The 14,720-nt window shown below is 61.4% G+C and carries 13 protein-coding genes; 6 read left to right on the top strand and 7 right to left on the bottom strand.

The window, feature by feature from the left end; translation table 11 throughout:
* Positions 1-68 precede the first annotated feature (68 nt).
* From HYE77_RS18150 to hutH, 3 genes are all read right to left on the bottom strand, one after another.
* Positions 69-833 carry a transporter substrate-binding domain-containing protein gene (locus tag HYE77_RS18150; protein ID WP_003212408.1) on the bottom strand — a complete coding sequence of 255 codons (765 nt, stop codon included), beginning with the start codon at positions 831-833 and terminating at the stop codon, positions 69-71.
* 354 nt (positions 834-1,187) lie between these two features.
* Positions 1,188-1,697 (bottom strand): prolyl-tRNA synthetase associated domain-containing protein, encoded by a 510-nt coding sequence (locus HYE77_RS18145; RefSeq protein ID WP_087694654.1) that lies wholly within the window; start codon positions 1,695-1,697, stop codon positions 1,188-1,190.
* A 92-nt stretch (positions 1,698-1,789) separates the two neighbouring features.
* Positions 1,790-3,331, bottom strand: a complete 1,542-nt coding sequence (hutH, locus tag HYE77_RS18140; RefSeq protein WP_023658981.1) for a histidine ammonia-lyase — start codon at positions 3,329-3,331, stop codon at positions 1,790-1,792.
* 136 nt (positions 3,332-3,467) lie between these two features.
* On the opposite strand from hutH, the gene HYE77_RS18135 reads away from it, so the two are divergent.
* The 3 genes from HYE77_RS18135 to HYE77_RS18125 all read left to right on the top strand — a co-directional run bounded on the left by HYE77_RS18135 (position 3,468) and on the right by HYE77_RS18125 (position 7,520).
* A complete protein-coding gene (locus HYE77_RS18135; protein ID WP_177069085.1) occupies positions 3,468-4,406 on the top strand; it encodes a LysR substrate-binding domain-containing protein in 939 nt (312 codons plus the stop codon).
* A gap of 117 nt (positions 4,407-4,523) precedes the next feature.
* Complete coding sequence (locus HYE77_RS18130) at positions 4,524-6,563, top strand: NADPH-dependent 2,4-dienoyl-CoA reductase (RefSeq protein WP_177069084.1); 2,040 nt, start codon at positions 4,524-4,526, stop codon at positions 6,561-6,563.
* A gap of 57 nt (positions 6,564-6,620) precedes the next feature.
* Positions 6,621-7,520, top strand: a complete 900-nt coding sequence (locus tag HYE77_RS18125; protein WP_177069083.1) for a 1-aminocyclopropane-1-carboxylate deaminase/D-cysteine desulfhydrase — start codon at positions 6,621-6,623, stop codon at positions 7,518-7,520.
* Positions 7,521-7,637: 117 nt separating this feature from the next.
* Here HYE77_RS18125 and HYE77_RS18120 read toward each other — a convergent pair whose 3' ends face one another.
* The 3 genes from HYE77_RS18120 to HYE77_RS18110 all read right to left on the bottom strand — a co-directional run bounded on the left by HYE77_RS18120 (position 7,638) and on the right by HYE77_RS18110 (position 10,285).
* Complete coding sequence (locus HYE77_RS18120; protein WP_177029094.1) at positions 7,638-8,198, bottom strand: cytochrome b; 561 nt, start codon at positions 8,196-8,198, stop codon at positions 7,638-7,640.
* A 122-nt stretch (positions 8,199-8,320) separates the two neighbouring features.
* Entirely contained in the window at positions 8,321-9,148 is an 828-nt protein-coding gene (gene phnX / locus HYE77_RS18115; protein WP_003212423.1) for a phosphonoacetaldehyde hydrolase, read from the bottom strand.
* 27 nt (positions 9,149-9,175) lie between these two features.
* The gene (locus HYE77_RS18110; protein ID WP_003212425.1) at positions 9,176-10,285 is read right to left on the bottom strand and encodes a 2-aminoethylphosphonate--pyruvate transaminase; all 1,110 of its coding nucleotides are present in this window, start codon (positions 10,283-10,285) and stop codon (positions 9,176-9,178) included.
* A 112-nt stretch (positions 10,286-10,397) separates the two neighbouring features.
* On the opposite strand from HYE77_RS18110, the gene HYE77_RS18105 reads away from it, so the two are divergent.
* Positions 10,398-11,255 (top strand): LysR substrate-binding domain-containing protein, encoded by an 858-nt coding sequence (locus HYE77_RS18105; protein ID WP_003212427.1) that lies wholly within the window; start codon positions 10,398-10,400, stop codon positions 11,253-11,255.
* 125 nt (positions 11,256-11,380) lie between these two features.
* Here HYE77_RS18105 and HYE77_RS18100 read toward each other — a convergent pair whose 3' ends face one another.
* Positions 11,381-12,253 carry a LysR substrate-binding domain-containing protein gene (locus HYE77_RS18100; RefSeq protein WP_003212428.1) on the bottom strand — a complete coding sequence of 291 codons (873 nt, stop codon included), beginning with the start codon at positions 12,251-12,253 and terminating at the stop codon, positions 11,381-11,383.
* A gap of 266 nt (positions 12,254-12,519) precedes the next feature.
* On the opposite strand from HYE77_RS18100, the gene HYE77_RS18095 reads away from it, so the two are divergent.
* The gene (locus HYE77_RS18095; RefSeq protein WP_177069082.1) at positions 12,520-13,833 is read left to right on the top strand and encodes an MFS transporter; all 1,314 of its coding nucleotides are present in this window, start codon (positions 12,520-12,522) and stop codon (positions 13,831-13,833) included.
* A gap of 109 nt (positions 13,834-13,942) precedes the next feature.
* Positions 13,943-14,650 (top strand): YebC/PmpR family DNA-binding transcriptional regulator, encoded by a 708-nt coding sequence (locus HYE77_RS18090; RefSeq protein ID WP_102369528.1) that lies wholly within the window; start codon positions 13,943-13,945, stop codon positions 14,648-14,650.
* Positions 14,651-14,720 lie beyond the last annotated feature (70 nt).

Genomic DNA, 14,720 nt, shown 5'->3' with positions numbered 1-14,720 from the left:
GTAAGAGCGGAACCAATACAAGCCATCACCCAAATAACGGATATGCCCCCACCCCAACCAGGAACGCCTCAGGACTTAGGCGTCAAATCCACCTTGAACCATTTTTCGCTGAGTTTCTTAACAGTCCCATCAGCAATCGCTTCTTTCAACGCCGCATCAAACTTGGCCTTCAACTCCGGATCGCTCTTGCGAAAACCCAGGCCCTCGCCATCACCCCAGATAGGGCCTTTGATCTGCGGCCCGGTATACGCCAGCCCCTTGTTCTCAGGCTTGGACATGATCGAATCAAGGAACGTAACGTCATCAAAAATCGCGTCAATACGGCCCGATTGCAGATCAAGAATCGCATCGGCCGACGTGTTGTACTCACGAATCGTCGCCACGTCCTTGAAGTTCTCATCAATGAACTTGGTGTAAATGATGCCTGAAGCGATCCCGATGGTTTTACCCTTCAGCGCCTGACGCAACGGCTCGATCGCATCGTGAATCGCCTTCGGATCAGCACTCAGCGTAATCGCATTCGCCGCCCCGGTTTTACCCGGCAGCAACGCCGCATCCTGCGCGACAAAGTTGGCCGGCGTCTGCGCGTAGGGAATCGAAAAATCCATGACCTGCTTACGGTCGTCAGTGATAACGATCGCATCCATCAACACATCAAACTTCCCTGCGTTGAGACTGGCAATCATGCCATCCCAGTTCTGCACGGTGATCTTGCACTGCAGCTTCATCTTGGCGCACAGGTAGTCCATCAGCTCAGGCTCGAAACCACTGATCTTCCCGCCTGGCAATGTCAGGTTCCAGGGCTCGTACGCGCCCTCGGTCGCGATGTTCACGGACGTCCAGTCCTTTGCCTGCAGTCCGGAAGCACTTGCCATCACTAGGGTCGCTACAGCAACAGAGCCTAACCAATTCGATTTTTTAGCGGTCATTTCTATTTCCTACCAATGTTTTGATGTGGGCTTAGGACTTTTTTCTCGAACGCATACAGGTTTGGGGACTGGCCGATTCGCTCTCCAGTCTGCACATGACTCCACATGTACATACATGTCATTGCAAAATATTTGCCAGCTTTTAAAAATAAATAACCTGTTGATTTTCAAGGAAATTAAACATGGTTAGAAAATGTGCGCGGTTTTTTCGCCCTGTTTTGGGTCGATAGGTAGCGTTTTGCACCCGCCCGTGCGCTGTCAGGTGTCAGGCGTGGGGGCAGGGTTCGCGGTGAGTATTGGCGTGAATCCCAGGTGCTCAAGCAGTCGCGCCATATCGCGGACTGCGATCGACAGGGTCGCGGTATTCACCAGCGGATGGCAGAGAATCCTGTCGCCGTTCCACACCTCTTCGGCGATCACAACCTGGGTGGCGCGCTGCACGTCATTGCACAACCCCAGCAATGACACCGCTCCCGGCTCCACGCCCAGGGTTTCCATCAGGCGGCGCGGCGAGGCGAATCTCAGGCCCTTGAGGCCGAGGGTTTGCGAGAGTGCACGCAGGTCCAGGCGCTGCTCGCTCTTGAGCACCACCAGGGTGGGATTCAAGCCTTTGGCATCGCACAGGAAGATGTTCTTGACCGCCTGCCCGCTGATTCTGATGTCCAGTTTGTCGGCTTCTTCGCAGGTGCGCACGGCGCTGTGTTCCACGTATTCATAGGCAATGGAGCAGGTGTCGAGCAGGTGTAGAACGTCTTTGGGTTGAAGCATTGGCAAGGTCCCCGGGTATCGCTTTGTCTGCGCCAAAAATGGCAAAGGCCCGCCGTCCGAAAAGGAGGGCAGGCCGTTTGACGGCGTGGTTGTCAGTTCAGGTGATGGGCCACCAGGTCGTTGATTTTCCCGCTGCGCACCTGGTCAATCACACTGGCCATGTCAGCGTAAAACGCGCGGTCGTTATCCGCCACCGGCACTTCACTGCGCACCAGGTCATAGACCGCCTTGGTCGCGGTCGATGCCTTGTTCACATCGTGGAAATCCAGGGCCTGGCACGCGACCAGCACTTCGATGGCCACCACCGACTGGAGTTTTTGCGAGACTTTGTAGGCCTTGATCACCGCGTTGTAGGCCAGGCTGACCGGGTCTTCCTGGTTGCCGCAGGTCGAGACGCTGTCGATCGACGACGGCATCGACAGGGTTTTCATCTCGGCGTACAGCCCGGCGGCGGTGTACTGGACGATCATGTAGCCGCTGTTCAGGCCCGGGTTGCGCACCAGGAAGGCCGGCATTTCGCTGAAGTGCGAGTTGATCATGCGGTCGGTCCGGCGCTCGGAAATTTTCGCCAGGTTGGTCAGCGCCACACACAGTGTGTCGGCTGCAATCCCGATGTAGGTGCCGTCGAAGTTGGCGCCGGAAATCGCGATACCGTCACCGTCGTCCAGCGGGAAAATCACCGGGTTGTCGCCCGAAGAATTGATTTCGCGCTCGATGGTTTCCCGCGCGTAGTTGATGAACTGCCGGGAAGCACCATGCACTTGGGGGATGGCACGCAGGCTGTAGACGTCCTGCAGGCGGTAATCGATGTTGTCTGCGATGAGCTGGCTGTCGTGCAGGATAGCCTTGATGTTGGCGGCGGTTGCGGCCTGTGCGGGGTGAGCCTTGATCGAGTGGTAGCGCGGGTCGAACGCGCGGATGGTGCCCTTGAGCGCCTCCAGCGACATGGCCGCCGCCACGTCCGCCAGGTCGGCAGCCTGCATCGCGTTGTACAGCGCCAGCGTAGCGATGGCGGTCACCGACGTGGTGCCGTTCAACATCGCCAGGCCTTCCTTGCACTGCAGGTCGGTCGGTTGCAGGCCGACCTGTTGCAGGGCGGTTGCGCCATCCACCAGTGCACCGCCCTTGACGCTGGCGCGGCCTTCGCCGAGCAGCACCAGGGCCAGGTGGCCTTCTACCGCGAGGTAACCCACCGAGCCTTCACCCGGCGCAAAGGGCACCACGTCGTGGTTGAGCAGGCCGGCGATCAGTTCCAGCAGTTCCAGGCGCACCCCGGAGTAGCCTTTGCCCAGGCTGATCAACACCATCAACTGGATCGCCCGCACCTGTTCACGCACCAGCGGTTCGCCGACGGAAACAGCGTGGGAACGCACGATGTTGACTTGCAGTTCCTTGGCGTTTTCCGGCGAGATCACATGCCGCACGTTGTCGCCAAAACCGGTGGTCACGCCGTACACCAAACGGTTTTCATCGAGGAATCGCTCGATCAACCCACGGGACTTTTTAACCCGGTTCTTGTAACTGTCGGCAAACGAAACAGTGGCCGAATAGCGGGCGATCGCCACGAACTCTTCGATGCTGGGTTCTCTGTCGCCTAACACGACATGGGTAATTTGTTCAGGCAGGGTTTTCATCAGCGACTCCAGCAGGGCGTAACGCAATGGGGTGGGAAGTGGTTTAACTCTACGGGTTGCACTGACTGAAGAAAATATGAGGTTTTCTGTTACTTTTAGTAGAAAATCTAAACTGCTGAAGTCGCGAGATTCCCCCATGAGCCGTTTACCGCCGTTGCGCGCGTTGCAAGTGTTTGAAGTGGTGGGCCACTGCGCCGGTATGTCCCAGGCGGCGATTCGCCTGGGGATCTCGGTGGGCGCTGTCAGCCAGCAAATGAAACTGCTCGAAGATGCCCTGGGCATGAAGCTGACGCTCAAGGACGGCCAGCGCCTGCGCTTGAACAGCGTCGGCGAACGCCTGCACGCCCGCTGCACCGCGGCGTTCGAAGAACTCAGGCTGGCGGTGGCCGAGGCCGAGCGGGCGAAGAATCCCAACAACCTGTATATCAGTTGCCTGCCTTCGCTGATGACCAAATGGCTGTCGCCGCTGATCGACGAGTGGGGGCAGGACGAAACCGACCTGGACATCTACCTCGACAGCACCCTCGATGATGCATCGGGGGAGGAAAGTGCCGACTTTCGCATCGGTTATGGCGAGCACCCCGAGCATGCCGGGCATAGCGTGCCGCTGTTCCGCGATTGTGTGGTGCCCACCTGTTCACCGCAGTTGCTGGAACGGGTTGCGTGCGCGCGGGACTTGCTCGATTACCGCCTGATCGGCATCGACTCGCGGCCCAAATTCGATTCGCCGCCTTCGTGGACCCAATGGTTCAGCGAGCTGGAAGGGCAAACCGGCCAGCCCATCGTGATCCGCCGCAATTACTCATCATCGATTACCGCGATCCAGGCGGCCATCGACCGGCAAGGCATCGTGCTGGCGCAGTTCTCAATGATCGCCGGGGACCTGCGCGCCGGTCGGCTGATGATTCCCTGGCGGTTCGCCGTGCCGCTGGCGGCGCCGTACTACCTGAGTTGGCACCCCAATACCCTGCACAAACAGCAGTGCCGCGGGTTTCAACGCTGGATGATCGGGCAGGGGCAGAAACAGGAGAAAATTACCGCTGCCATGCTTTCTGCTGCGCACTTTGATCATTAAGTTGTCACTTACGGTCATTGAGCGCCAGCCGGCGGACTCTTAGTCTGTGGGACATAAACCGATGGAGTGCCATTCGAGCGCTCCACGTCCCGTGATGATCCGTTGTGGAGCTGTACCATGACCGCTGCTGCCTACCCGCACTTGCTGGCCCCGTTGGACCTGGGTTTTACCACCCTGCGCAACCGTACTCTGATGGGCTCGATGCACACCGGCCTTGAAGAGAAACCCGGCGGCTTCGAGCGCATGGCGGCCTATTTTGCCGAACGTGCCCGTGGCGGCGTGGGCCTGATGGTCACCGGCGGCATTGGCCCCAACGATGAAGGCGGGGTGTATGGCGGTGCGGCCAAGCTGACCACCGACGAAGAAGCGCAGAAGCACAAGATCGTCACCCAGGCGGTGCATGAGGCGGGCGGCAAGATCTGCATGCAGATCCTCCACGCCGGGCGTTATGCCTACAGCCCGAAGCAGGTGGCACCGAGCGCAATCCAGGCGCCGATCAACCCGTTCAAGCCCAAAGAGCTGGACGAAGAAGGCATCGAAAAACAGATCAATGATTTCGTCACCTGCTCGGTGCTGGCCCAGGTCGCCGAGTACGACGGCGTGGAAATCATGGGTTCGGAAGGCTACTTCATCAACCAGTTCCTCGCCGCCCACACCAACCACCGCACCGACCGTTGGGGTGGCAGCTACGAAAATCGCATGCGTCTGCCGGTGGAAATCGTGCGCCGGGTGCGCGAAGCCGTAGGCCCGAATTTCATCATCATCTTCCGCCTGTCGATGCTCGACCTGGTGGAAGGCGGCAGCACCTGGGAAGAAATCGTACAGTTGGCCAAGGCCATCGAGCAGGCCGGTGCAACCATCATCAACACCGGCATCGGCTGGCACGAAGCGCGGATCCCGACCATCGCCACCAAGGTGCCGCGTGGCGCGTTCAGCAAGGTCACCGCGAAGTTGCGCGGTGCGGTGCAGATTCCGTTGATCACCACCAACCGGATCAACACCCCGGAAATCGCCGAGCAGATTTTGGCCGAAGGCGATGCCGACATGGTCTCGATGGCTCGCCCATTCCTCGCCGACCCGGACTTCGTCAACAAGGCTGCCGAAGGCCGCGCCGATGAGATCAACACCTGCATCGGCTGCAACCAGGCCTGCCTGGACCACACCTTCGGCGGCAAGCTGACCACCTGCCTGGTCAACCCGCGTGCGTGCTACGAGACCGAGCTCAACTACCTGCCGGTCAAGCAGATCAAGAAAATCGCCGTGGTCGGTGCCGGTCCTGCGGGCCTGGCGGCCGCCACCGTCGCCGCCGAGCGTGGGCATCAGGTGACCCTGTTCGATTCGGCCAGCGAGATCGGCGGCCAGTTCAACATCGCCAAGCGCGTGCCGGGCAAGGAAGAGTTCTTCGAGACCCTGCGCTACTTCAAACGCAAGTTGCAGACCACTCACGTCGAACTGTGCCTGGACACCCGGGTCGACGTTGAGCAGCTTGTTGCGGGCGGTTATGACGAGATCATCCTCGCGACCGGCATCGCGCCGCGTATTCCGGCGATTCCCGGTGTGGAAAACGCCAAGGTATTGAGCTACCTCGACGTGATCCTGGAGCGTAAGCCGGTGGGTCATCGCGTGGCGGTGATCGGTGCCGGCGGTATCGGTTTTGACGTCTCGGAATTCCTCGTGCACCAGGGCGTGTCCACCAGCCTGGACCGCGAGGCGTTCTGGAAAGAGTGGGGCATCGACACCCACCTGGAAGCCCGCGGCGGTGTGGCCGGGATCAAGCCCGAGCGCCATGCGCCGGCGCGTGAAGTGTTCCTGTTGCAGCGCAAGACCTCCAAGGTCGGTGACGGCCTGGGCAAGACCACCGGCTGGATCCACCGCACCGGCTTGAAGAACAAGCAGGTGCAGATGCTCAACAGCGTCGAGTACCTGAAGATCGACGATGAGGGCCTGCACATCCGCATCGGCGCCGAGGGTGAACCGAAGGTGCTGGCGGTGGACAACATCGTGATCTGTGCCGGGCAGGACCCGCTGCGGGAATTGCAGGATGGCCTGGTGGCGGCCGGGCAGAACGTGCACCTGATCGGCGGCGCGGACGTGGCGGCCGAGCTGGATGCCAAGCGCGCTATCAACCAGGGTTCGCGCCTGGCGGCCGAGCTATAAACACGTAAAAGGGGCGGTGGTAGACTACCGCCCCTTTTCTTGTGCAGAACCGCCCTCATGGGTCCTTTCGACTGGCTCCCCCACGCGCCCCTTGAACCCCTGAAGCTGGACTGGATGGGGCCGGTGGAAGTCGCCGTGCTGCGCCTGGATCGCATCGACCCGCTGATCAGCGGCAACAAGTGGTTCAAGCTCACCGAGCACCTGGCGCAAGGCCGGGCGGCGGGCGCCAGCGGGATCATCAGCCTGGGCGGCGCTTACTCCAATCACCTGCATGCACTGGCGGCGGCCGGGAAACGCTTCGGCTTTCCTACCGTTGGCTTGCTGCGTGGCCATCCGCAAGACACTCCCACGGTGCTCGACCTCAAGGCCTTCGGCATGCAACTGCATTGGCTGGGGTATGGCGGCTATCGCGCGCGCAACGAGCCGGACTTCTGGCTGCCCTGGCGCGAGCAGTATCCGCACCTGCACCCGGTACCTGAAGGCGGCGGGGGCCTGGCGGGCGCGTTGGGTTGCGGGGTTTTGGTGAATCAGGCGCGGGCACAATTAAACGGCCTGGGCTGGACGGACTATCACGGTTGGTGGCTGGCGGCAGGCACCGGTACTACATTGGCGGGATTGGTGCTGGCGGAGGCGGGCGCGCATCCGGTATATGGCGCCCTGGCGGTACCCGACGACCACGGGGTGGCGCAACAGGTGCAGGCGCTTGTGCAGCAGGGTTATGAATTGCTGGAGGCCAGCCGGGGCGGCTTTGCCAAGGTCGATCCCGAGTTGCTGGCCTTTATCGACGCTACCGAGCAAGCCTGTGGCCTGGCGCTGGAGCCGCTGTATACCGGCAAGGCGTTATTGGCGTTGAAACAACAGATTGAAGCCGGGAGATTTTCCCCCGGCACCCGCCTGATCTTCGTCCACACCGGTGGCCTGCAGGGCCGCCGGGGTTTCCCTGTTGCACCCGGTTAATGTAGGCGCTGGCTTGCCTGCGATGCAGACACCGCGGTGTATCAGTGGCACCGAGGTGATGCTATCGCAGGCAAGCCAGCTCCCACACAAGCCAGCTGCCACATTCAATCCGTGGGCTTACTGAAGGTTCCCTCTCTTGCCGGGCATCATCCTCAACGCAGTGTTGTCTCGCAGCACATAGTGATGGGCCAATCCGGCCAACGCATGCAGCCCGATCAGCCAGTAGCCGATCTTGCCGAACAGCACGTGCCAGCTTTCAATTTCCTTGGCCAACGCCTTGTTCTCGGCAATCAGCGGCGGCAACTCGATGCCGTAGAACATCACCGAATGCCCCTCGGCGCTGACGATCAGCCAGCCGGCGATGGGCATGCCGATCATCAAGGCGTACAGCGCCATGTGCATCAGGGTGGCGAGGAGGGTTTGCCATTGCGGCGGGGCCGGTACGATCTTCGGTGCCACGCCCAGGCTGCGGGCGAACAACCGTAGCCACACCAGCACAAACACCGTCAGGCCGAACATGAAGTGCATTTCCACGATCAACGTACGTGCGCCGCTGCCTTTGGGAAACTGCCCGCGTAACTCAATGCAGGCGTAGACCACCGCCAGCAGCAGCACCATCAGCCAGTGCAACGCAATCGACATGGTGCTGTAACGCGTATCGGAATTTTTCCAGGGCATCGCTTTCTTCCTCACTCATCAGGGCAAACCTCCGTTCTTTGCGACGGAGTCCTTTCAATGTAAGCCTGTTTTACGAGGTTTGCCCGTGAGAGGAAGACGAAGAAGCGATGTTTTGACACCGATCAGTTGCCCTGCGGCATTTCACCCCGTGCCAGGCGCTGGTTGATGTCGGCGATCACCGCAGGCAGGTCGGTGATGGTGTCGATCATGTAGTGTGGGCGCGAGCCTTCGAACATGGCCTGGATACGCGTGCGTTCGCTGGCGAGTGTGCCGGCGTCGAGGGCGCGGAACTGCTCGTAGGTCAGGCCCAGGGCGTTGCCCGAGCAGGTCAGCGCCACGGTCCACATCCCGGCGCGACGGCCTTCGAGAATGCCCGGCACGGTGTCGTCGATCTTCACGCAGGCCGCTACGTCATCGATCCCGAGGGCGATCACGTTGGCCAGGGCCTGGGCCGGCCATGGTCGGCCGTTGGGTACTTCGTCGGTGGCGACCACGTGGTCGGCGATATAGCCATTGGTGGCAGCCAGTTCGACAACCTTGTCCATCACCTGCTTGGGGTAGCCGGAGCACGAACCGATCTTGATCCCTTGCTGGCGCAGGTTGGCGATAGTGTCCAGGGCACCGGGGATCAATGCCGAGTGCTCGGCGATCTTCTCGATCTGCAGCGGCATGAAGCGCTGGTAGATGGCGGTCACATCATCGTCAGTCGGTGTGCGGCCAAAGGCCTTGCGATAGCGCTCGGCCACCTGCGGCTGGTCGCACAGGGTGCGGATGTGGTCCCACTTGCCCATGCCCATCGGGCCACGGGCTTCCTCGATGGAGACCTGCACGTCGAACTCGGCGAAGGCTTCGACAAAAATCTGCGTGGGCGCGAACGAGCCGAAATCGACCACGGTGCCGGCCCAGTCGAGGATCGCGGCTTGAAGCTGGGTTGGGTTTGCGTAGTTCATGGTTCAGATCCTGTGAGTAGTGGGCAGTCAGATGTCGAGCACGTTCATTTCTTGCAGCACCTCGGCTACCGCCGCTACCGCGGCTTGCATCTCGGCCTGGTTCACATGGCCGATGCAGCCCACGCGGAAGGTTTCCACCTGGGTCAATTTGCCGGGATAAAGGATGAAGCCCTTGGCCTTGACCCGTTCGTAGAACTCCTTGAACTGGTAGCGCGGGTCTTTCGGCGCGTGGAAGGTAACGATGATCGGCGCCTGGATCGCGGCGGGCAGGAAGCTGCGCAGGCCCAGTTCGGCCATGCCGTCCAGCAATGCCTGGCAGTTGTCGGCGTAGCGCTGGTGCCGGGCGGGCAGGCCGCCTTCTTCGTTGTATTGCAGCAGCGCTTCGTGCAGCGCCGCCACCACGTGGGTCGGCGGTGTGAAGCGCCATTGGCCGGTCTTGGCCATGTAGCTGTGCTGGTCGAAAAGGTCCATCGCCAGGGAGTGGCAGTTGCCTTGGGCTGCAGCCAGCGCCTGCTTTTCAGCGAACACAAAACCCATCCCCGGTACGCCTTCCAGGCACTTGCCGGAGGCGGCGATCAGCGCGTCGAACGGCACCTCGCGGGCGTCGATCGGCAGCGCGCCGAAGGAGCTCATGGCGTCGATAATCAGGCGCTTGCCGTGGCGGGCGATGACCTGGGCGATCTCGGGCAACGGGTTGAGAATCCCGGTGCTGGTTTCGCAATGGATCAGTGCGACGTGGGTGATGCCCTTGTCGGCGTGCAACAGGCGGTCGACGTCGGCGGCGGTGGTGGGTTCGTCCTCGGCAGTTTCAAAGGTACTGAACTCGCGGCCGAGCACTTCGCAAATCTTCGCCAGGCGCTTGCCGTAGGCGCCGTTGATCAGCACCAGCACCTTGCCGTCCCGTGGCACGAGGGTGCCGATGGCCGCTTCCACGGCAAAGGTGCCGCTGCCTTGCAATGGTACGCAATGGTGGCTGGCGGTGCCGTTGACGATCACCAGCAGTTGCTCGCAAAGACTGGCGGTCAGTTGATTGAAGCGGTCATCCCATGAACCCCAGTCGACCATCATGGCCTGGCGGGTGCGGGCCGAGGTGGTCAAGGGCCCCGGGGTCAGCAGGATCGGCGCGGCAGTGCTCATTCGTGTGTCCTCGCAAAACATTGGGATGAAGTTACGGCGCCTAAATTGCAGTTTGGCTTGTCATCAATCAAATTGTTTGTTGTTATGCGAGCTATCAGTGAGGCCGATAGCTATGAACCTGTTTCAACTGCGTGCGTTTGATGCGGTGGCCCGCGAGGGCAGTTTTACCCGGGCGGCCGAGCGCCTGTTTATCAGCCAGCCGGCGGTGACCGGGCATATCAAGGCGCTGGAGGAGCACTACCAGATCGCGCTGCTGCGGCGTACCGCGCGGCGGGTGGAGTTGACCGAGGAGGGCACCAAACTCGCGGCGATCACCCGGGCGATCTTCGGCCTGGTGGAAGAGGCGCAGACGTTGCTGGAGGCCAACCGGCAATTACTTACCGGGCGCCTGGAAGTGGCGGCGGACGGGCCGCACATGGTCATGCCGATGCTGGCCAGCCTACGGCAGCGGTATCCGGGGATTACTGTCAATTTGCGCCTGGGCAATGCGCAGGAAACCCTCGCGGCGCTGTTGTCGGAACGCGCCGATGTGGCGGTGTTGACCGAGGTGGAGCCGCGCAAGGGCCTGCACTTGCAGCCGTTAATCGAGTCACGGATTTGCGCGTTGGTGCCGGCCGGCCATCCGTGGCTGGCGGAGCCTGCGGGGATTCGGCTGGAGCAATTGGATCAGGTGATCATGGTGTTGCGTGAACCCAGCTCGATTACGCGGCGGACCTTTGACGATGCCTGCGCCCAGGCCGGCGTGCAGCCCCGGGTGTTGCTGGAACTGGACAGCCGTGAGGCGGTGACGGAAGCGGTGGCGGCCGAGTTGGGGGTTGGGGTGGTGTCGTCGATGGAAGTCAGCCGGGATCCGCGGGTGCACGCGATTCCGATCCAGGGCGAGGGGCTGGTGAACCGGCATGTGATCGGGTGCATGGAGCGGCGCCGGGAGTTGCGGTTGATTCAGGCGTTTTTCGAGTTGGCGCCTTAGAGGGTGTTGGCTTGAGATCTAGTTGGCCCCTTCGCGAGCAAGCCCGCTCCCACATTCGACCGCGTTCCATCGGTAGAACTCGGTCAACTGTGGGAGCGGGCTTGCTCGCGAAGGGGCCCTCAACTTCACCGCAAACTTTCCCGCACAATCTCCAGAAACGTCGCCACCACCCGCCGCGAACTCTGCTCCTTCAAGCACACCAGTGTTTCCTTCATCCGCTGCGTACAATCACGGATCGGCATCGCATACACCCGCGAATCTGCGCCAAACTCCGCAGCCGACACCACCCCCACGCCAATCCCCACCACCACCGCTTCCCGCGCGGCTTCGCGGCCTTCCACCTGGATCGCCGGGCGAATGCGCAGCCCGGCCTGGTGCATTTCCTGCTCCAGGGTCTGGCGGGTCACCGAGCCGATTTCCCGCAACACCAGCGGCGTATCGTCCAGGTCCGCCAGGCAGATCGACTCGCGGCCCGCCCACGGGTGGTTGCGGGCGACAAACGCGAGCAATTGGTCATCGGGCAGCGGCAGTGACAGCAGCCGCTCGTCGTCCACATCGCGCCCCAGCAGCGCGAGGTCGGCCTGGTAGTTGTACAGGCGAAACAGTGATTCATCGGTGTTGCCGGTTTCGATCTTCACGCTGATGCCCGGGTACAACTGGCAGAAGCGCGCGATCTGCGGCAGCACATGCACCGGGGCGTCCACCGCGAGTGTCAGGGTGCCGGTTTGCAAGGCGCGGGAATCCTGCAACAGCTCTTCGGCTTCCGCCGCGACGGCAAACAGACGCTGGGTGATGCTCAACAGGCGCTCGCCGAGGTCTGTCAAGCGCACCGAACGTTTGTTGCGATGAAACAGCAGCACGCCGAAACGTTCCTCAAGCTTGCGCACCTGGTCGGAAATGGCCGGCTGGCTGAGGAACAAGCGTTCGGCGGCGTGGGTAAAACTGCCGTGTACGGCCACCGCATGGAAGGCTTTGAGTTGCGCGTGAGACACCGACATCGCGAATCCTCTTACAAGCTCAGCTTATATTTGAAATACGATAAATCGATTTTACCTATTAGTCAGCCATTGCTTTGATAGCCCCAGTCGCCGTAGGTCGAGTCCTACACCTTCGGCGGCCATGGGTTTTCTGCGTGCTCACCAGCAGGACTCATCTGACCAGCACCGTCGCCTCCCAAGCGCCGGTACTGCAGTGCTCAACAATAAAAATACAGGCGTTTGCTTTTCATTCTGCCGGCACACTCACACCCGAGGTCAGAACCACCATGAATACTCCCTTGAGTCACATCAAGCGTTGGCGCGTGCAGATTTTCGCCATCACCTGGCTGGCGTACGCGGCCTTCTATTTCACCCGCAAGGCTTTTTCGGTGGCCAAGCTGGGGATCGTCGACGACCCGAGTTTCCCGCTGGACAAGATGATGATGGCCAACCTGGATGGCATCTACCTGGCGGCCTACGCCGTTGGCCAATTCACCTGGGGCATGCTCGCCGACCGTTTCGGGCCGCGTGTGGTGGTACTCGGCGGGTTGGTGATTTCAGCCGCCGCCGCCCTGGTGATGGGCACGTTTGCCACGTTACCGATCTTTGTCACGTGCATGTTGATCCAGGGCCTGGCCCAGTCCACCGGCTGGTCCGGGCTGTGCAAGAACCTTGGCAGTTTCTTCCCGGCGCAGCAGCGTGGCCGGGTGCTGGGTTTATGGAGCTCGTGCTACGCCTTTGGTGGCCTGGTGGCGTCGCCGTTTGCCGGATGGTGGGCGTATACGCTGATCGGCACCTGGCATGCGGCATTTATCTCCAGTGCGGCTGTGGTCTTCGTGGTCGCGGTGCTGTTTTTCATTTTCCAGCGCAACACGCCACAGGATGTGGGGTTACCGGCAGTGGAGCCGGAACCGGAACAGACTGCCGCCGAGAAGAACGCCAGTGTGCTGGAACCGCTGCGGGCCATCTTGCGCAACCGTACTGTGTTGACCCTGGGGCTGGCGTACTTTCTGTTGAAACCGGCGCGTTACGCGATCCTGTTGTGGGGGCCGGTGATTGTGTATGAGCAGATGCCGTCGGTGGGCAAGGTCGGCGCGGCGATTGTGCCGACGGCGTTCGAGCTGGCGGGGTTGCTGGGGCCGATCATGATCGGCATGGCGTCCGACAAACTGTTCGGCGCCCGGCGCATGCCGGCCTGTGTCCTCAGCCTGCTGGCGCTGACCGTGGCCTTGGCGTTGTTCATGGGCGCCTTGCACACCGGCAGTGTGGCGCTGGTGATGGCGCTGCTGTTTGTGATGGGCCTGACCCTGTACGGGCCGGACTCGATGATCAGCAGCACCGCCGCCATCGACTTCGGCACCGCCAAGGCCGGCGCGACGGCTGCGGGGTTCGTCAACGGCTGCGGTTCGGTGGGTGCAGTCCTGGGCGGCTTGTTGCCGGGCTACTTCGACACCGTCACGGTGTTTATCGTGTTTGCCGGCGCCGCGTTGTTTTCCTCGCTGGTGTTGATGCCCTACTGGAACGCCAGGCCGGCGGTGCTGGCGCAGGTGGGCGACTTCGTGCCCGACCGTGAGCGCGCCATCAATCCCTTGCGGACCTGAGGGGCATGGCCGGTTTTTTGGTGGATTAGAGTGTTTCAGCGCTATAAACTCTGCCCCCAAAGCGCCGGCCAGTAGACGTCTCGGCGCGATGGACAGAAGAGAGTGAGTCATGGGCGCACAGTGGAAAGTCAAACATAAAGAAGCGGCATCCAATGCCAAGGGCAAGATCTTCGGCAAGCTGGTGAAAGAGATCACCATTGCCGCCCGCAACGGTGCCGACACTGCTACCAACGCACATTTGCGCCTGGTGGTGGAGCAGGCCAAAAAGGCCTCGATGCCCAAGGAAACCCTGGAACGCGCGATCAAGAAAGGCGCCGGTCTGCTCGGTGAGACCGTGCAATACCACCGCGTAACCTACGAAGGTTTTGCCCCGCACCAGGTGCCGCTGATCGTTGAATGCGTGACCGACAACATCAACCGCACCGTGGCGGAAATCCGCGTGGCGTTCCGCAAGGGGCAACTCGGCGCGTCCGGCTCCGTGGCCTGGGACTTCAACCATGTGGGCCTGATCGAAGCCTCGCCGGACAGCCCGGAAGCCGATCCGGAAATGGCCGCGATTGAGGCCGGTGCCCAGGATTTCGAGGCAGGCGAAGAAGAGGGCACGACCTTGTTCATCACCGAGACCACTGACCTGGACGCCGTGCAGAAAGCCTTGCCGGAGCAGGGTTTCACCGTGCTGTCGGCCAAGCTCGGCTACATCGCGAAGAACCCGGTGAGCGGTTTGAGCGATGAGCAGATGGCCGAAGTCGAAGCCTTCCTGGAAGGCCTGGACAACCATGACGACGTGCAGGACATGTTCGTCGGGTTGGCGGGTTGATTCTGATTTGATGTGAACCCGGTCCAAATGTGGGAGCGGGCTTGCTCGCGAATACGGTGTACCAGCCAAG

It is taken from the genome of Pseudomonas sp. IPO3774, assembly GCF_013386835.1.
Taxonomy (GTDB): domain Bacteria; phylum Pseudomonadota; class Gammaproteobacteria; order Pseudomonadales; family Pseudomonadaceae; genus Aquipseudomonas.
The sequence above is the reverse complement of the archived record's forward strand: the minus strand, read 5'-3'. Positions and strand labels throughout refer to the sequence as shown.